Origin of the sequence: Arthrobacter sp. ISL-72 (assembly GCF_018613755.1) — a bacterium.
Taxonomy (GTDB): Bacteria; Actinomycetota; Actinomycetes; order Actinomycetales; family Micrococcaceae; genus Arthrobacter.
This window is the reverse complement of the sequence record NZ_JAGGPP010000002.1, coordinates 53175-70589: the sequence shown is the minus strand read 5'-3', so window position 1 is coordinate 70589 and position 17415 is coordinate 53175. Positions and strand designations below refer to the sequence as shown.

Sequence of the window (17415 nt, the reverse complement as noted above, 5' to 3'; positions counted from 1 at the left end):
CCGAGCATCCGCGCGCGTGCACCACCGGTCACGGGAACAAGACATAGAGTTATTCATGTCAGGGTCTCTTTTGGGTATTGGTTTGCTTGGTCGCAACCAATTCAAAGAGGCCCTGACCTCTTTCCCGCCGCACCACGCCGCACCGAAAACGTCCAACACCGCGGCGGCGCTTTCAGACCGCCCTAACCACGCTCATCTGCGAAGGGCCGGTTTTGGGAGTTGGCGGGGCGATCCGATTACGCGCATATATGCACCCAGTTGGCCCGCTATATTCACGAGACGGTTCCGGATCCGACACATACGGCGGGCATCCTTTGGTCCCTTAGCGCTTTACCGTCTACGAGCCGCGCCGCGGACCGACGCCGTTTACTCACGTTCAACGCCGTTCGGTGCAGATGCTGATTGTTACTGAGTGGAATCTGGAGGGCGGCGGCGCCGAGCTCGAATGGACGGTCAACGTCTGGCCAGAAAATATCGGCGAGCAATTGGAAGCGCTCACTGGTGATTGGCTCGACGGGGCGTCGTACCACCACAGTTCCGAGTACAAGAGCGCCGGCCAGGTCGTGGCCATCGAGTGCGTGAGCACTGATGTTTTCGCGAAGGCCTTGGACCAGTCGGTGATCATCGAAGCCGCTTACCGGCTCAACGTCACAATGATGCGGCGGGCAAAAACCATTTACGCCAAGCACCATAACCAATCCTTTGCATCGGATGTGCTCCGCTGCATTTCCTTGCTAACCCGTGAAGAGCAGGGAGTATCTGTCCAGATGAATCGGACCTCATCCACGCCCCGTTTGTATGGCAGCGCTTAGCCGATGATGAGAGCGGTTTTCCGAAACACCTTGTCTTCTCGGTTGATGCCTTCATGGCTCTTGGGCAGGTCGCTCAGACACCGGTGCTTGGCATTCCCAGGCTGATTACTCGTTTGCTGGACCGTTGGGCGTCAGCCCGCTTTTCTCCGAGGAAACGTAGAGTGAGTTCGATGCCTTCGAGTTCGCCGAGCCATCCCTTCTCTTTAGCTAGTACGCTGCGGGCGATGAGGTCGTTGTGGATCTCATCGAGGCGATCAATCATGGCAGGGCCAACTTGGAGCATGGGGCATCGGATGCAGGCATGTTCGTGTTCACAGGGGGTTGCGTAGGGGCGGGCGCAGTCGCCCAATTCGACCTTGCGTTTGTCGAAGTGCTCTTCGAATTCGGCCCATTCCATGGGGCTCGGCGACCGGTATTCCCCACCTGGCCGGGCGGCCCGTCGCCCGGCCAAGTGGGCCTGGTAGTGGCGGATGACGTCTTCCTGGAAGACAGTGACATAGCCGTGGGTGGTCTGGACATCCAGGTGCCCGAGGAGGGCAGCTCCGATGTGGATCGGCAGACCGTGGTTCACGAGGTCAGTAGCGAACAGGCGACGGAAGTCGTGGGGTGTGAACCGACAGCCATCCAGTTCCGGGTGCTCGACAGCTACGGCACCGCTGAGCTTGGCCAGTTCATCTCGAAGTGACCCGGGGTTAATGACCTCGGTGCGCTGTCCGATGGTGCGTTGAAACAGGAAGGGCTGGGGCTCGCTGGTGATCCGCTCATACGGGTCAAAGCGAGTCGCTAACGGCACGTCCCGGCGGTTCCGGGTGAGGCGGCGGATGATCGTCGCTATCACATGGAACAAATCCGCTGTCATCGGGATGACGCGTTCGCGGTCACTCTTGGAGGGGGCAACAACCAGCAGTGCCACAACTTCAGCGTTGGGCCGGACGTACTGCCGGATGCTCAATTGGGACAGTTCCAGGAGTTCTTCGCAGCGCAGTCCGGTGTGCCGCAAGGTCTCCACTGCTGCCCATTGCCAGAACGTAGCATCTTCGGTGAAAGTGACATTGACCTTCTGGCCGGTCGACTCATCGAGTACCCGGATGTTGGCCCGGCCGTGGATTTGGGCATGCCGGGCGTCGCCGGCGGTGAACAGCCGTCGGTAATACTTCGTTCCGACGGTCAGTTCCTGGTTTGGTGAGGCATCCGTTGCTGCCGTCAGGAGTTCATGGAAGTGGTCCCGGCGGGCGGTGACCGCTGCGACGAAGGCCGGAAGGGCTGGTTGAAGCCGGCGTATCCGGGCGTCCATGCGTTCTTTGGCTCTCCGGTTCGCTTTCGCCCTCGACTTGGTTTCCCTGCCGCCGATGGGGCACGGTGCCACCCACCGGGCCCAGCGTTCCGGTTCCTGGGCCGCCCAGCCTTGGATGTCGAGGTAGAAGGCCCGGATGTTCGTCATGACCGCGTGCGCGCTTAGACGCGGTTGACCGTCGCGCCGGATCTCCAGGACAGCCCGCCATCTTTCATAGTGTTCCGGTGTGAGCGCGAGATCCTTCTGGGCGGGGTTGACCTGTAGGAGCCCGGTCCAGAACTTCCCGCAGAGGTCTCCTGCGAGATCCCGCAACGTCGAGTAGTCAATGTCATGGCTGCGGCGGGTCAGGTAGGCGACGAAGAGTGCGTAGATGTCCGGGTCGGCAATGTTGTGCCGATCAACAAGCTCCGTGGGAGTCATGGCCGGCGCCCGCATCGCTCCTCGCAACGTGGCGGGAACGTGCTTGGGGAAGTGTCCGGATTCTGCCATGATCCGCCAGGCGAGGTGACCGACGTAGGATTCGTAGCCGGCACCCCAGCCCCCTTCGCGGGTGGCGATGGCGTAATGAAGCAGCGCTTCGGGAGTCAGATCGGCGAAGGCGATGCCCTGGGTCGTTAACGCCGAGGCGACATCGAAGCGGGCACAGCGTTTGAAATGCGCAGAGGTGTCGTGCTTGTCGACCAACTTCAGAAACCGCTGCAGGTCGGGGTCTTTCTGGGCGGCTTCGAAATGTTCGTGGTAGCGCACGAAGCTGTTGACCCGGAACGCTGCCAGGGACGGCCTGATCACGCGGAGGCAGCACAGGAGCAGGAGCGAATGGCCCAGTTCCCCGTCCAACTTTTGATTCCCTGTTCTCAGCTCGCGGATCCGGCGTTTCCCGTCGTTCAGGCCCGAGGAGATCCATCGTTCCTGCCATGTCTTGCCCGGGTGTCCTTCGAGATGTCCGAGCACCCACCGTAGTCCGGCGCGGCGTAGAGAGCACCTGGGTTGGGACCGCGGCCATATCGCATCGGCCAGCCCGTTGATCGTCTCCAATGTCGCTGTGTCGAGGTCCCCCTGCGGACGGGGCGGGACCGCCGGCGGAGTTTCCGGAGCGGCGGTGATGACACTGCGGGACTTCTTCCTGCCAGTAGGTGCCGGCTCGAGCTGTCGCTGCTGGGGGTGACGGAGCGCCCTAACCACCGAACACCACCGAGAAGTCATCGGCGTCGTAACCGGGGGTCAGCGTGGGTTCCGGTCGGGGTGCAGCAAAGTGCTCCTGCACTTTTTCAAAGACTTCATCTATCCGCGGCCGCAGGTAGGGTGCCAGGGATGACACGCGCCGGTGGCGGGTCACGGCCATCACCTCGGGCAGCGTCAGTTTGGGATCCGACACCATCCGGTCGATCGTCGTGTGCCGCAGATCGTGCAGCGACCAGTCCGTCCCAAGTACGGCATTCGCACGCTGCAGGATTCGGCGGGCCGCGTGATAGTTCAGCGGCCGCGGCGTTCCGTGCAGGGCCCGCCAAATCAGTTCGCCAGGTCCGGGAGTGCCGTGCTCATGAAAATATGCTGCCAAATACTGTAAGGACTCCGGTGAGGCGGGGACCGGTTCCAGTGCCCGGGACCCTTTTGAGATAACCCATACGCGCTGCCCGGCCCAGTCCACCTGGTCACTGTGGACTCCGAGTAGTTCGCTCGCCCGGGCCCCTGATGACAAGTAAAGGCATACCAGAGCCCGGTCACGGCTGGACCGTAGTGCACCGATTAGCTCATCGACGAGTTGATCCGGAATGGATCGCGGCGCCAGTAGGGCCGCCTTCTGCCGCAACGGCGCACGGCGCAACGCTGGTGTCTCCTCCATTGGGCTGCGGTGTGCCAGACGTGCGCGGCGGCCAGGGCTCTCCGGCACGGGGTTCATCACGGGTCCGCGACCGAACCGGGCGTGGAACGCATAGAACGAAGCCAGAACAGCCAATGCGTGATTGATCGTCGCTGGCGCATATCCCTCAGCCAGCGGCCGCTTCCCGGTCCGCGGGTTCATCAGCCGGGTCCCGTTCTGTCGCCGCTGAGGATTCACCGCCGAGCGCATCCAGCCAACCAGAACTTCAACCTCCAGACGGTCCGCTTTGTCCCAGGGGACGCCGATCAGCTGCAGCACCCGCCACCAGCGCAACAGGTCGTTCCCATACGATCGCACCGTCAACGGGCTCATGTCCGTCAACACGAGATCGCCAAGAAATAGCGAGAACACTTCGATCTCCCGCTCTGCCTCATCGACAACTGCGTATGGCAGCAGACCTGTCGCATTTCGGCGGACCGCGCCGATGCCCGGCAATCCGATCTGTCCCTCGAGCAGCTTCAGGCGCATTTCGTCCACGATGACCACCTCTCTGGAGACTGGCGGATCAGCCTCTGAAGTTCAGTCAACAGGACTGATTGCATCAGCTTGTTGTTCTCGATCAGGGTTTTCCGTTCGGCTTTCTGTTCCTCGGTCATGGGGTCCTTTAGGGGCTGAGGAGGTGCCGTAGCCGGAGTATTTGGGACTGAATCCGAGGTCCTTCCATCCCGCGATCACGGGAACGGTGGAGTGTTCGCCGTTGTAGCGGGTTTCGATGTAGACGGCGTTGGCGTCTTCCTCCGTGGCGGGTTCCCCGTCGGCCCGGTTCAGGGATGTTACCCGGATATTTTCGCTGTCCTCGTTGTACCCGGCGGATGCGACGATGGTGGTTCCTGCCGCTTCCAGTTCGGCGGTCAGCGCGGCGAGGGCGGCGGCGCGGTCGCGGCGGTCCCGGAGCTGCTGGGTGACGTGGGCGAGCATGTCGGGTTCGTCCCGGATGACTGATTCGAGTTCCTCGGTGGCGTCCTCGTCCGCCTCGATTATGTGGACAGACTTTTGCCGTCAAGGTCCTCTTACGCACTTGCGCGGCAATGCAGAAAAGTGTCGCTCGTGATCACACCGCTTGCCAGTTCCCTAGGGACGGCTCGAAGGCCATCATTAGAGGTACCAGAGCGCTGCGATTTGAATCGGAGGCTGCCATGATCCAGGCCCTGTTGTGCAAGCTGAACATACGGCACGAATGGCACGTCGAGCATGCCGATGACGGAAGCGTGTACAAGCGCTGCCGTCGATGTGGCAAGGATGACGACGAACGCAGCAAGGGAAGAGGGGGCGACTTCAGCCCATGGGTAGGGCCGACAGCAGGAGGGTGAGGTCACTCAGCTGACCTAGCTAGTGGCCTGTCTCAGCTTCGTCTGATTACGGCGGCCCGGGCTGCGTTCGAGGAGCTCACGGAGCGCTGGGGCAGGAAATACGGTCCCCTTCCCGGCACTCATGTGAGCCATTGAGTGCCGGGAAAGCATTGCAGGGAACTGGGCTGGAGCTCGGTGTCGAACAGCTGTTCTGCCAGCCGGATCAGGTGCACCGGGGTGTCCGCTTCCGTGCCGTGTTTTCCCTCGCCGAGTAAGACGACATTCCGCAGAAGATGTTTGCGAGGTAGAGGCCGGTTTCGCGCAGGAAGTGCCCGGCGCGGATGCTCGGGGGCAGGTTGATGATCTTGCCTTCGTCGTTCAGGTAGGCGTGCCAGTCTCCACGGGTGATGGCTTCGATGTTTCCTTCGACGAGGCCCGGAGGGTGGCGAGGGAGGCATCGATGGTTTCGATGCGCACGGGCCGGGACGATCAGGGCGGTGCAGGTGGTGCGCATGTTGGCGAAGGCCAGCTCCGTCAAGGACGCTGAAATCGCTGCGGGTGTGGCTGAGAACACCGTTGTTCGCGGCCCCGAAGGTACGGTGCCGGATCGGCAGGCGCAAGCATCTCAGCAGGGAAAGGCCCGCGCTGAGGCGTTCCTGCCGAAAGCGGCGCTCCAGAACCGCGGCACCGCCTGCAGGAGCACGCCTTCCTGTCCGGAGCCCACCCGACGGGCGAAGGTCACCGGCCGTCAGTCACGACGCGCAAATGCCTGACAGGCTCCTCCTGCGACGGCAGGAGGAGCCTGTCAGATCACCCGCATCCAAGGGAGATACTTTGACTATAAGACGAACGTCCCCTTATTCCTAGAGTAGCGGCAACCGCCAGCCCGCACCTTGGAGAAGGCCCCTGATACCGCGGCTCAGCCGTGGGCGACGGATCGTGGGGGCTGCCCCTTCGGACTCTTTACGGCCTGCTCATCGGCCTTCAATCCCGCCGGCGTGCCCCATGCCGCTTCGTTGGGCTCCCGTTGATACGACAGGAGTCCACCAACCCGAAACCGTATCAGTGCCTCTTTGCAGTTGGCGGCACGGGGAAGGCAGTGCGGCTAAATCCATCACGGGCCGCAGCCGGGTAACCGAGAGCCTTATCGAATTGGAGAAACCTGCGCCCGCCCCACGCTTGCCGTTGTGTCCTGGTACGGTTCGCCCTGCCACCACTGGCGGTGGGCCCCGCCAGGGAACGGCACCTAAGAGAGGGCCCTGCCGTGGCTGGATGCACTGAAGTTTCGCGAACAGCAGCCTTCATGAATGATCAGTAAGCCCAGGGGCAGCCGTTAGTTCTGAGCCTGGCGGTAATCACCGCGCAACGTGATCAGGGGCAAGTCAGCCACACGGGCGATGCTGCGCCTACATAGTCCAACGGGAGCCGGCGGTTTCCTCGCATTCAGCGGAACAGGTCCGGTAATACTTGGTCCAAAGGTCATCTCCCAGCGGCCCGCCGCAGACCTCACAAGCTGACCGCACGGCGGCGTTACGGGCCGCCCGCAGCGTTTTCCACTTCCTAAAAGCTTCTTTCAAAGCCATGACCGGATCATACACCGCGAGAACACCCTGACCGTGGTGATACTCGCGCTCTTTGAATAGATGGAACGTAGCTCAGGGCTTGAACGTGCAGCCCCACGCGTGTGAGGGAATGTTTGTGAGGCAGTGTGGAAGCTGGAGCGGAAATCCGTCATCGGCACTATGGAAAACCTCAGCTACCTGGTCCGCGACATGACCGCCACGGGCCGGCACCGGCCTGACGGGCCCAACTGACGCCAATGACTTTATCCGCGGCATACTCCACGTGCTGACCAGTTAGCCCTGGTGCAGAATCTAAGGGAACTCGTGGGCACCGGTGGCACCAGTATTCCTAGCGGAAACCAACTTCCGGTAAACCCGTGGGATACGTGACCCACCTCGGTGCAACTATGCCCATGCCCTGCCACTTCGACCTCGCCGAACGCGCCAAAGGTGACGCAGTCCGAAGCCTGCGAACTCGTGGAGGACGGCCCCGCGACCATCGAAACCAACCCGATGACTTCAGCACCGACCGCCAGCATGATTCCGGGATACTACGCCTTCGCTTAGTGAGAGCGCGCCCCGGGGCACTGAACTAGACAACCACGAGTCCCGCAACTCATCCCTCCCGACGCCAAGGTTGCGGATCTGATGAGCCGCTGCACAGAGTCTCCCCGACCGGATACACCGTCCTTGGCCCGCTCTTATGTGCCGGTCTCTTATTGGTTTCCCTCTGGAGCAGCGTCCACACTCCAGGGGTAGGGTGCTTTCTCAAAGAGCGTCGCTAGTGACGGAGTCTCCCCCGCACCTTATGGCCTGCTGTGAGCGTGGCCGCCCGAAGACGTGTTCTCAAGACACAGGAAAGCCCCTCGGACGAGGGGCTTTCAACGGATAAGTCAGTCGTAGATTGGTCTGGGTCAGTGGTGATCTGCTCCTCCTTCCCGGGCGCCTTGCGCGCCCATGCCGGACTGTGGACAAGATCTTAGTAACGAATCCCCCGGGCCGTCCAGAATCGGTAGCAGCGTGTCATCCATCCGGACAAAAACCGGGCACATGGTTTGCGTTCCCGGCCCATTTGGGCCGGGCAGATGCATCAGTAGCCGGCGGCGCCGTAGCTTCTCTCCACGCTCCCCTTGGCGGCCTGTCGGGAATGCTTTGTGTACGTAGGGGATGTTCTCGATCGTGTGCGCCAGAACTCGGGCCCCGCCGCCATTGCCCCCACCTGTCCCGAGAGTTCCGCCGCCTCCCTCCCTCCCTCCCTCCCTCCCTCCCTCCGCAGAGAACGCTAAGCCACGGCGCTCGGCTGGTATCCCTGACCCTAATCAGCATGCGCGCCAGCACCGACTCAAGCTTCAGGGCGGTCCTGGGTGGGCCGATCGGGACCGTGAAACGCACCCTGATGACATCAGGGTTACCCACCACTCCTGAGCACCCCGACAGTGCTGAGGATTAATCCGACTATGTTGGTTGTGCTTCCGGGGCGGCGCCGTTCATGGCGGCGCTGCCCCAAGCCGGCCATGAGGAGGAGCAGGGCGATCACGAACGCCGCGGCCGTGGCCGCGAGGGCGCGGCTTTCGGCGGCAGGCCGAGCAGTCACAACTGCGATGGCTTGATCCCGCTGGTCATCGCGGGGTAGTAGCCCTCGGCGTAGCCCGTGGAGTTCGGGTGGAAGTTGAAGTCCGTGTAGGGCCCAAGGTTGAACCAGGAGTCCGAGGAGCCGATCTCGTGGCCCTCGAACTTCGAGGTGACGTCCACGAACTGTGCCCCCGCGCTCTGCGCCTTCGTCGCGAGGATCGCGTTGAGCGCATCCGTGCCCTCGTCGAACACGGTCGCGGCGGCTGCGGACATGACGCCGCCGCCTGCCAGGACGGTCGTGGACTCGTCGGCCGTCGCGAACAGGTGCGGGTAGCCGATCCAGGCGATCTTCGCGTTCGCCGCGAAGCCGCGGATCGTCCCGACGGTCCCGGCCAGGTCGATCTGCTGTGCGATGGTGATCCCTTGGGCCGCGGCAGCCTGGCACTGGAGTGCCTGCGGTGTCGTGTCGCTGGCGCAGGCGAGGATGATGGCGCCGAAGTTGACGTCGTTGCCGCCCGCGGTGAGGGTGACGAGCCCGGTTGCGCTGCCGAGGGCCTTGTCGGCTCCGGCCTTGGCCGCCTGCTGGGCGATGGTCGGCACCCCCGAGGTCGTCGTCCCGACGGTGGCGCCCGCGCACGCGTAGTCGCCGGCGAGGGAGACCGATTTGAGCGAGGAGAACATGGTCACGTCGTCGGGCCGTCCGCCGATGAAGCACCCCGGACTGGCCATGACGGGGTTGACGGTTGCCGTTGGCGCGAGGGCACCCCATCCGGCCGAGTAGGAGTCGCCGAGATTGACGTAGCTGACGGGTGCCAGTCGTGCCGCGGACGCGGGGACGGCGGCCCCGGAGACGACGAGGGCCGCGGCGACGACGAACACCGCTCCAGGACGACGGAGGGCTGTAGGAAAGCGCATCTTCTGCTCCAGTTTCTTCTCGGATTGAGGTGTCTCGGCCCCCGAGCCCCTGCGCCTCCGCTGATGTCTGTAAGTTTGCCGGTCCGGCCTGCCGGGCGAGGGACACAACAATGCCCGCCGCGGCTCGAGGGAACCCACTTAACCAACGTTCACCGCCACCCCTGCTTACAACTCCAGAACGCTGACCAAAACCCGGCGAATTGGTTATCCCCCAGGAATCTGAGCAGCCCGATCCTTTTATGAGCGCTTTAGTTCAACGCCCGGTCCTGCGATCGTACCGGGCCGAAACCATCCCGGACACGAGTGAGCGATACCCGGTTGGTCCGCCGCCCATCGCAATGAACATAGAGTGGTTACACGCGGTTCCTGCCTGTGCCGCCGCCTTTGAACTACACAGCGTGTCAAGGATGTGAGAGAGTCGGGTAGTTTCTTTTTGTTAGGCGGCCGCGTGTAGCGGCTGCTGGTTGGTGGTGAATTTGGCCATCGCGGTCGCCGGCGGCAGGCCGTCGTTGTTGGTGTGGGGCCGCCAGCGGTTGTAGAACACCTCGATGTAGCGCATGGTGGCCCGGCGGGCGTCCTGGCGGGTGGCGAAGCTGTGGTGCTGGTAGAACTCGTTTTTCAGGGACGAGAACGCCGACTCGGCGACTGACAGTCCCAGCAGACCCCGAGTCGGCGTCCTCGTCCGGCGTGGCCCGCTCCACCGTTTTCGCCCCGCCGCCGCCGGGGGCGTTCGCCCCCGCATACTCCGAAGTCCTCGCGAGCTTCGCCCCTCCCTCGCCGTACGCCACGGGAGCGCAGTGGGATACCAATGACGGCGAGACGCACTGCCAGATCGCTCTGGATGCCAAGGGAACAGACGCCTCGACGGTGCTCGCTTCATACCGGCGCCAGATGCACGGCCTTGGGGACCATCGGTACAGCGGTTGGCGCTAAGCGTGTGATCGTAGTCGCTGGCTGGGGGTCTTCGGGGGCGAATTCAAGGGGTCGATGCAACACCCGAGGTCAGCTGGCTATCAGTAAATCACGAAGTGACTCGGCCGGGGTTTTCCAGTCGAGTGTTTTGCGTGGTCGGGCGTTGAGTTCCTGGGCGACGTGTTCCAGGTCCTCGGGCCCGTAGGCGTTCAGGTCGGTGCCTTTGGGGAAGTACTGGCGTAACAGCCCGTTGGTGTTCTCGTTGGATCCGCGCTGCCAGGGGCTGCCCGGGTCGCAGAAGTAGACGTCCATGTCGGTGGCGATGCTGAAGGCCTTGTGTTTGGCCATTTCTACGATCCGACAGGAACCGGGCGGGTGCTGTTCGCGTTCTTCGCCGCGATGGCCGAAACCGAACGCGAGAACATCCGCGAAGCCACCCTCGAAGGCCTCAACGCCGCCGCCCGCAAAGGAAAACACGGCGGACGCCCACCCACCGGTCATCACCGACGACATGCTGCACACCATGCTGCGCCGTCGCAAGAATGGCGAGTCCCTCAATGACATCCGGCCCTGACCTGATCATCCCCACCGGCAAACGCAAAGGCCGCAACCCCAGCCTGGCCAGCCTCCACCGGGCGCTCAGCGAGCACGAAAAGCGTCAGGCCCACCCCGAAGCCGTTGACCAGACCCACGCCGACTTCGCCACGCTCCGGCCGAGCACCCGACACGACTGAACTGCCGGTCACCACCCAGCCAGCCATATCCGCCCGATTTTCGGCGAGTACTACCGCGACCCCGGAACGCGGCACGGACCTGCCCGGCCTCATCCTCGCTGAAGTACGGCGTGAACGCCGCGACCTTCTTCACACTCATTGATCCTCAATCTGATCAGTGCCTTGATCACCGGCGTGGCCAGTGGCTTGATCAGCGCCCTGGTCAGTGGCGCGCGTCTGGGCCGGGGTGATGCGTGCCAGCAGGGCGGCGTAGGCGGCCTGCATGGCGGTGTCCCTGGCGGCGGAGGCGGCGAGCTTCGTTCCGGCCTCCGCTGCTTCGGCCGTGGCGGCCCGCTCCGTGGCCCGCGATTCCTCCAGCTCGGCGGCGAGGGCACCGAGCTGCGCCTGCAGCTCCTGGACCTGCGTGCTCAGCCCGGACACGGCCGCGTCCTTCTCCTCGGTGACCCGGTCCAGGTCCGCGACGAGCTCGGCGATCTCGGCATCCCGGTCCTTGCGTTCCTGCACCCACGTCGCTTCCACGCCCGCATGCCGCTCGTCCGCCAAAGCAGACGCCTCAGCCCAGGCCGTGCCGGCCAGGCGCGCCGACGCCTCCAGCAAGGTCGCCGGCGTTGCGGCCAACTGGCTGCCGGCCGCCTGCCGCTCCTCCGACCACTCCTTCAGATAGCGCGTCGCGTCGGCATTGCTCACACCCGCGGCCGAGCGCACCGTCGAGACGGTAGGGCGGCGCTCGGCGCTGATCCGCTCGGCGGCGGCGTACACCCGATCTTTCACACTCTGCGTCATGGATCATCCTCGTCGAAAACAAAAAGTAGTAGGAGTAGTAACGATACTACTCCTACTACTTGGTTTTGTCGCCGGTTGTCAGATAGCTGGTTCGGTCGCCGCGCCGAGGCGGCCGTCCGGGTTGGCGTCCTTGCCGAACCACGGGTCGTCATCGGCGTAGCCGCGGGGGCTGATGGCCAACTCGTCCGCCCGGTGTCCGGCGTCCTCCCCGGCACCCGTCGGTGCTGCCTGGCCACGGCCTTGGGACCGGGTGGCCGTGGCGGCCGTCTAATGGAGGGACAGGCCGATCTCGTCGATCTCGAGTTCGATCACGGTGCGCTTCTCCCCCGCCTTCGTCTCCATACGTGCGGCTTCAGGACAGTCGTGGCAACTGTCCACGTCTGCGGGGAGGATTGCAGTGCGACGGTATAATCAAGGTCTGACCTATCGGTTACAGTTCAGCATGTCCTCCCGGATACGGTTCCTAATGACAAGCGACAACGCGAAGAGACTCCGCTGGCTGGTGCTAATCATCTCTGCGCTTTCAATCCCTTTCCTTGTCGTAGTTGAGGGCGTCAGGGCGTCGTCGCCGAGTCTCGATCACACTGATTCTGGATGGGCGACAGTAGCCTTGCCGTTCGAGGATTTGAGGACAGCAAGAGATGTAAAGATACGGTTGGTCTATGACCCGGCCTATGCGTTGAGCAGTGATCCGAATGCGCGGGTCGTCGACGGAAGGGACAGCACCACCCGACTGTTAGCGGAGGGCGACCAGTTGGCGAAGAATGCAGGCCACATCGGTGCGGGGTATGCGGTCCTCATCTGCGCAATTGGATCAAACAAGGTGAAGTCGATTCATGCCTCGCTGTTTCTCGAGGGCAATGCCCGCCTCTCCGTGCCCTTCGCAGTCACATACCAAGGCGGCATGCCCCTCATGCGAGAAGCTGACTCAACCAGTCTCTCCGGCGGTACGCCAGTCATGCATTGGAATGACATACAGGCATTTGACTTCACAATCTCGGAGCCACCACTATGTGACGGTCCTCGAACACTAAAGCCTGGTCGCACTCTTCTTGATCGCGGAGGGGATGATACCAAATCCGGGTTTGTCGTTACCGGCATTGGAAATTCCGACTTACCAAAATTTGTCGAAAGTTCTTTCTTGGGAATTCCCGGCCCGCAGCGAACCCTTAAAACCCCAATGATTGGTGGGCTGCCAACGGGTAGATCCGGTGTTGGACCGGATACGATGTCATTCGCCAATTTTCATATTGATTCACAAGATTCACTGCAGACGATGGTAATGGATACCCTACCCACCGAGATAACAGCTAGAAGCTTCCCTGAAAATCTGCGTTTTAGAGAATCTTCGCCCTCTTCCGAGGAGTCTCAATACCCTGACCTCTCCTCTGTCGCAACGCTTTCCGCGCAGATATCCGCGGTAGACGGTCATTCCGCAACAATATGGGACAGACTTAGCACGGCCGCTCTAATTTACTTCACGATTGGAAGCGCCATCCTGGCGTCTGCCATATTTCTTCGCTTCTGGCCGACAAGCACAACGGGTGACCAACTGTCTGGGCAGCGCGTAAAGGGTCACGCGCTGGACAGCCGATCAAAACCAGCCACACCTTCCGCAAGCAGGACCGGAAGAACCGGAGGGACTAAGCAACTGAAAAATTCCCAGAAGTCGCCAGCTGGGATACCGCATGGCTTGGGTCAAGCCAGGCCTGCCAAGGCGCGGCCCGTCAAGAAGGCTGGGTCAACGCAGCCTTCTGCTTCCGAAGCTCCCGACGCCGTGCAACGGTCCCACAAGCGTCCGCCACCGTCAAAGGCCAAACCCATGAAGGCGTCGCCCGAACCGAAGCAGGCGGAGAACTGAGGTTGACAATGACGAAGGCCAAGTCCTGCCGTCGTGAATTGCGTCAATGACAGGCCTCAAGAAGGAACCGTAGTCCGTATCGGGGTTTCCTCAGATAACGGGCCCTTCGCAGATGAGCATGGTTAGGGCAGGTTGATGCAGCCTCTGCGGCGTGGTGCGGGAAGGGAGAGGTCAGGGCCTCTTTGAATTGGTAGCGACCAAGCTTCCAAAAAAAGAGACCATGATATGCCCAATGCTACTTCCTGCCCGGGCGGTCGCTGGTGCGAGCGGGCAGACACGCTTCTTGGTGTCGAAGGCATCCACGTCTGCTCTGTCACGGCGACCGGGACCGGTCTGGTTCTGCACGTCGAGACAGGCGAAACAATTAGCGGTTGTCCGGACTGCGGCGTCGTCGCCGTCGGGCATGGCCGCCGGCGGGTCCGGCTCCATGACATCCCGTGTTTCGGCAGGCCCGTGCGGTTGCTGTGGTCCAAGCGCGTCTGGCGGTGTCCGGATACCGACTGCCCGCGAACGACATTCACCGAGGAGCACCCGCTGGCCGTCCCACGGGCGAAACTCACCTCCCGGGCCATTGCGTGGGCTACCGACGGGCTGGAGCGTTTCGACACCTCGGTCTCGGCCCTGGCCCATCAACTCGGCGTCTCCTGGCATACGGTCTGGGACGCCATCAAGGCAGAGGCCACCGGAAGGCTCGCACCACTGGCAGGCTGTCTGGGGTGAATGCGCTCGGCGTCGATGAGCATGTGTGGTCCCATACCGGCCCGCCGGGCTCCGGCATGGTCACCGGGATCGTGGACCACACCCGCGATGCGAAGGGTGTTGTCCATGCCCGGTTGCTGGATCTCGTCCCGGGACGGTCCGGGAAGGCCTACGCGGACTGGCTCAAAGGCCGCGGGCCGGACTTTACCGCCGGGATCAAAACGGCAGCGCTGGATCCGTTCCGGGGCTACGCGAACGCGATACGTGACGAACTGCCCGAAGCCATCACAGTGTTGGACGCGTTCCATGTCGTGAAACTGGGATCGGCCATGGTCGACGAAGTCCGCCGCCGCGTCCAGCAGGACACCCTCGGGCACCGCGGCCGCAAAGGTGATCCCCTCTACGGCATCCGCCGGACCTTGCAGGTCGGCGCCGAACATCTCACCGACAAACAAGCTGCCCGGCTCGACGTGAAGCTCACCCTCGGGGACCCAGACCACGAAGTCACCCTGGCCTGGCAGTGCTACCAGAAGCTCCGCCACATCTACCACGCCAAGCCTGCGCGGGGCAGGGAACTCGTCAACGAAGTGATCGCCTCGTTCCCGTCCTGCCCGATCCCGGAAGTCCTCCCGCCTCGGCCGGACTCTCAAACAATGGAAGGCAGCAATCCTGGCCTACTTCGATACCTTCGGCGCCTCCAACGGGCCCACCGAAGCGATCAACGGCGTCATCGAAACCACCCGCAGAATCGCCCGCGGCTTCCGCAACTTCACCAATTACAGACTCAGATGCCTACTCGCCGCCGGAGGCCACCGCCCCTACCGGAGCAACCACCCCAACCATGCCTAAATGCGATGGGCCGCTAATGCTTCTACCCCTGTCTGAGCTATATCTGCAGGTGCAGTCGGCGTCGTAGGCGGTGGCTTGAGTGCATACATCGGAGCCACCTTCATGAAGACTCAGACAGAAGCTTCTGCGCAGCTCAGGCAATTCTTCCTTCAACCAGTGGAGTTTGCCCGGGTGCTGAGTGCAGAGCGTCTGGTTGATACTCTCGACACGCCGCACCGAAAACGTCCAACACCGCGGCGGCGCTTTCAGACCGCCCTAACCACGCTCATCTGCGAAGGGCCATTTTAAGAGTCTGAAGGCTTCTCAATCTTTGTCGGCCAGGTGCCGGATCCGGTTAGGGCACGGTGTGATCACTAGAACTAGACGATGTGGCGGGTCCAGCTCAGTGCTCAGTGCTTTTCCATGGCCGCGGCCACCGCCACCGCGTGTGTCCGGCAAGAGCGTGCCGCAGAGTAGGTAAATCGCGGGCCCCGCGCCCATTCCAGCCGTCCGTGGCCTCCCGTTCGGTCCTCCTCAAAGCAGTTCGTTGGTTCCCATGCTCAAGTAGCGGTACACGGTGGCGCGGCTGGCCCCGATGATCGTCCCGATGTCGGCAGGCGTGAGCCCCTGGGCCTTCAGGTCGCGGGCGCGCCTGACCTTCGCATGGCCGGCGGTCACTTCCCGCCGTCCGGCCTTCCGCCCGTGTCCGGCGGCCGCGGCCATGCCGGCCCGGGTCCGCTCGGCCAGCTGATCGCGCTCGAGCTGGGCGAACGCGGACATGACGGTGAGCATGGCCCGGCCCATCGGTCCCGTCGTGCTGATGCCCTCGGTGACGCTACGGAAGTGCACGCCCCGGTGTTTCAGGTCATCGATGAGAGCCAGCAGGTTGCGGGTGTTGCGTCCCAGCCGGTCCAGCTTCCAGACCACTACCTCATCCCCGTCCCGCAGGTAATCGAGCAGCTTGTCCAGTTCGGGTCGGTGGCTGTTACCGGCCGGATTGAACGCAGCGCCGCGGCTGCCTTGTCTGCACTGAGGCCGGGCTCGACACCGTCGGGTACCAGTTCGCGCAGGAGCCGGTGCAGGCGGTTGAGCAACCGGGCTCGTTCGTGGCCGAGGTCTTCGCGGCGTTCGGCCAACAGCCGCAGAATCGTGCTCTGGTTTTCGGCCGTGACTACCACCGCTCGCTGCAGCACGAGTACCGTTTACGAGAGCAAGGAAACTTGGCAGAACTGGAACGCCTGCTCACAATCGCAGGATCAGGCCGCAAGCGTGTCGAGGAAGTGTATAAGGGACTCGGCGAGCTCGGCCCCTACACGGATTTCGAGCTCGGCGTGCTCAATGGCAAGCTTTCCGCATTGCGGTGGGTTCTCGGCAGTGAATGGGATTTCCTCGACACGTGATTCTGCCAACCCCTGGTTGTTGAGGGACAGACGGGCTGAGAGCGATAGCTCCCGGCACCCAGCCGAGGAATGCTCAGGAGCGGCGCAGAAGGTCCTGTCGCTTCCATTCGAACTCTTCTGGCGTTACCAATCCCTTGTCCCTGAGCCGGGCCAGATCCTCTATCTGGGATGCAACCGTCGGTGCTTCGGCGGGCGCTGCGGGCGGACGATTAGATTGGCCAGATCGGATGACAGCCTGGATCAGGAAGCTCGCAAGCAATACGATGACGCCGATGACGACAAGCACCCAGGTCAGCGCCGTTGCGTCAGCGATGCTGGCACGGCACTCGGCCGCATAGCCCGTGTAGCCCAGTCCGTTGTCGAGCGAGAGGGCGTCCATATACTCGGCCACACTGCTCTTCTTGAATGGAGCGCCGCAGTTCGAACCAGCCGGCATGAATCCGTTCAGGAGCCCCAAGCAGATCAGAGCCGCGCCGCCGCCGATTCCCCAGAACCATGCGGAGCCGGGTTTCCGTTTACGCGGGCCGGTGACCGTCAGCGTTTCAAACGGCGCGGGGGGTCCGGGGTGTCCCGGCTGAAGCGGTGTGATGGTTTGTTGGATCTCGTAACCCAGCGCAAAGCCATCTTTCGCTGTTCCCCATGCAGTGCCGTCAAAGTATGCGACAGCTCCCGGATTCTGAATGTGCGCATACCAACCCGGCTGCATTTTATCTCCCCATTTTCGAGCGGGAGCGCATGTCCAGCACAGTGCTGGCTGGCCGGACCGCTGGACCTCCAACAGGATACAGCCAGGTCGACGCCCCAAATCAGTCAGCTATTCATGTCGCCAAGTACGGTTAGCAGGGCCTGCGGATACTCTGATCAAATCGCTG

General features: G+C 62.8%; 15 protein-coding genes and 3 pseudogenes. 8 read left to right on the top strand and 10 right to left on the bottom strand.

Annotation, left to right across the window (positions count from 1 at the left end):
• The first annotated feature begins 389 nt into the window (after window positions 1-389).
• The gene (locus tag J7I92_RS02015; protein ID WP_214836630.1) at window positions 390-812 is read left to right on the top strand and encodes a hypothetical protein; all 423 of its coding nucleotides are present in this window, start codon (window positions 390-392) and stop codon (window positions 810-812) included.
• Window positions 813-885: 73 nt separating this feature from the next.
• Here J7I92_RS02015 and J7I92_RS02010 read toward each other — a convergent pair whose 3' ends face one another.
• From J7I92_RS02010 to J7I92_RS01980, 7 genes and pseudogenes are all read right to left on the bottom strand, one after another.
• Complete coding sequence (locus J7I92_RS02010; RefSeq protein WP_214836626.1) at window positions 886-2943, bottom strand: site-specific integrase; 2058 nt, start codon at window positions 2941-2943, stop codon at window positions 886-888.
• A gap of 337 nt (window positions 2944-3280) precedes the next feature.
• The gene (locus tag J7I92_RS02005) at window positions 3281-4456 is read right to left on the bottom strand and encodes a tyrosine-type recombinase/integrase (RefSeq protein WP_251039366.1); all 1176 of its coding nucleotides are present in this window, start codon (window positions 4454-4456) and stop codon (window positions 3281-3283) included.
• Between the two features lie 51 nt (window positions 4457-4507).
• A complete protein-coding gene (locus J7I92_RS02000; RefSeq protein WP_396020341.1) occupies window positions 4508-4906 on the bottom strand; it encodes a hypothetical protein in 399 nt (132 codons plus the stop codon).
• Between the two features lie 594 nt (window positions 4907-5500).
• On the bottom strand, window positions 5501-5815 hold the full coding sequence (locus tag J7I92_RS01995) for a hypothetical protein (protein ID WP_214836622.1): 315 nt from the start codon (window positions 5813-5815) through the stop codon (window positions 5501-5503).
• A 2614-nt stretch (window positions 5816-8429) separates the two neighbouring features.
• Window positions 8430-9326, bottom strand: a complete 897-nt coding sequence (locus J7I92_RS01990) for an SGNH/GDSL hydrolase family protein (protein WP_214836620.1) — start codon at window positions 9324-9326, stop codon at window positions 8430-8432.
• Between the two features lie 436 nt (window positions 9327-9762).
• Window positions 9763-10068, bottom strand: a complete 306-nt coding sequence (locus J7I92_RS01985) for an IS3 family transposase (RefSeq protein WP_214836618.1) — start codon at window positions 10066-10068, stop codon at window positions 9763-9765.
• A gap of 260 nt (window positions 10069-10328) precedes the next feature.
• Window positions 10329-10589 (bottom strand): annotated as a pseudogene (locus tag J7I92_RS01980) (IS30 family transposase); the annotation flags it as partial.
• A gap of 48 nt (window positions 10590-10637) precedes the next feature.
• Between J7I92_RS01980 and J7I92_RS24485 the strand changes: the two are divergent.
• Window positions 10638-10799, top strand: coding sequence for a hypothetical protein (locus J7I92_RS24485; protein WP_396020340.1), 162 nt, complete (start codon window positions 10638-10640; stop codon window positions 10797-10799).
• Window positions 10796-10972 carry a hypothetical protein gene (locus J7I92_RS01970; protein ID WP_214836614.1) on the top strand — a complete coding sequence of 59 codons (177 nt, stop codon included), beginning with the start codon at window positions 10796-10798 and terminating at the stop codon, window positions 10970-10972. The genes J7I92_RS24485 and J7I92_RS01970 overlap by 4 nt, the downstream gene beginning before the upstream one ends.
• Window positions 10973-11107: 135 nt before the next feature.
• Here J7I92_RS01970 and J7I92_RS01965 read toward each other — a convergent pair whose 3' ends face one another.
• Window positions 11108-11743: a DNA-binding protein gene (locus tag J7I92_RS01965; RefSeq protein WP_311380039.1), complete on the bottom strand. Its 636-nt coding sequence runs from the start codon at window positions 11741-11743 to the stop codon at window positions 11108-11110.
• 478 nt (window positions 11744-12221) lie between these two features.
• Here J7I92_RS01965 and J7I92_RS01960 point away from each other — a divergent pair, with 478 nt between their 5' ends.
• The 4 genes and pseudogenes from J7I92_RS01960 to J7I92_RS24315 all read left to right on the top strand — a co-directional run bounded on the left by J7I92_RS01960 (window position 12222) and on the right by J7I92_RS24315 (window position 15164).
• Window positions 12222-13616, top strand: coding sequence for a hypothetical protein (locus J7I92_RS01960; protein ID WP_214836609.1), 1395 nt, complete (start codon window positions 12222-12224; stop codon window positions 13614-13616).
• 225 nt (window positions 13617-13841) lie between these two features.
• Window positions 13842-14336: a transposase family protein gene (locus tag J7I92_RS24325; RefSeq protein WP_311380038.1), complete on the top strand. Its 495-nt coding sequence runs from the start codon at window positions 13842-13844 to the stop codon at window positions 14334-14336.
• Between the two features lie 56 nt (window positions 14337-14392).
• A pseudogene (locus J7I92_RS24320) lies at window positions 14393-14878 on the top strand (transposase); the annotation flags it as partial.
• Window positions 14879-14981: 103 nt separating this feature from the next.
• Window positions 14982-15164 (top strand): transposase, encoded by a 183-nt coding sequence (locus J7I92_RS24315; RefSeq protein WP_311380040.1) that lies wholly within the window; start codon window positions 14982-14984, stop codon window positions 15162-15164.
• 513 nt (window positions 15165-15677) lie between these two features.
• Here the strand turns inward: J7I92_RS24315 and J7I92_RS24310 are convergent.
• Window positions 15678-16118, bottom strand: a pseudogene (locus J7I92_RS24310) (recombinase family protein); the annotation flags it as partial.
• 101 nt (window positions 16119-16219) lie between these two features.
• Here J7I92_RS24310 and J7I92_RS24305 point away from each other — a divergent pair.
• Window positions 16220-16543 carry a hypothetical protein gene (locus tag J7I92_RS24305; protein ID WP_214836607.1) on the top strand — a complete coding sequence of 108 codons (324 nt, stop codon included), beginning with the start codon at window positions 16220-16222 and terminating at the stop codon, window positions 16541-16543.
• A 73-nt stretch (window positions 16544-16616) separates the two neighbouring features.
• Here the strand turns inward: J7I92_RS24305 and J7I92_RS01940 are convergent, their stop codons facing one another.
• Window positions 16617-17249 (bottom strand): SHOCT domain-containing protein, encoded by a 633-nt coding sequence (locus J7I92_RS01940; RefSeq protein ID WP_214836605.1) that lies wholly within the window; start codon window positions 17247-17249, stop codon window positions 16617-16619.
• Between the last annotated feature and the right edge of the window lie 166 nt (window positions 17250-17415).

Bases quoted from the DNA above. Each gene is read 5' to 3' on its own strand.
- J7I92_RS02000 (WP_396020341.1), bottom strand. From the start codon at position 4,906: ATGCTCGCCCACGTCACCCAGCAGCTCCGGGACCGCCGCGACCGCGCC.
- J7I92_RS24325 (WP_311380038.1), top strand. From the start codon at position 13,842: ATGCCCAATGCTACTTCCTGCCCGGGCGGTCGCTGGTGCGAGCGGGCA.
- J7I92_RS01990 (WP_214836620.1), bottom strand. From the start codon at position 9,326: ATGCGCTTTCCTACAGCCCTCCGTCGTCCTGGAGCGGTGTTCGTCGTC.
- J7I92_RS01970 (WP_214836614.1), top strand. From the start codon at position 10,796: ATGACATCCGGCCCTGACCTGATCATCCCCACCGGCAAACGCAAAGGC.
- J7I92_RS24485 (WP_396020340.1), top strand. From the start codon at position 10,638: ATGGCCGAAACCGAACGCGAGAACATCCGCGAAGCCACCCTCGAAGGC.
- J7I92_RS02005 (WP_251039366.1), bottom strand. From the start codon at position 4,456: ATGCGCCTGAAGCTGCTCGAGGGACAGATCGGATTGCCGGGCATCGGC.
- J7I92_RS01985 (WP_214836618.1), bottom strand. From the start codon at position 10,068: ATGCGGGGGCGAACGCCCCCGGCGGCGGCGGGGCGAAAACGGTGGAGC.
- J7I92_RS01960 (WP_214836609.1), top strand. From the start codon at position 12,222: ATGACAAGCGACAACGCGAAGAGACTCCGCTGGCTGGTGCTAATCATC.
- J7I92_RS01940 (WP_214836605.1), bottom strand. From the start codon at position 17,249: ATGCAGCCGGGTTGGTATGCGCACATTCAGAATCCGGGAGCTGTCGCA.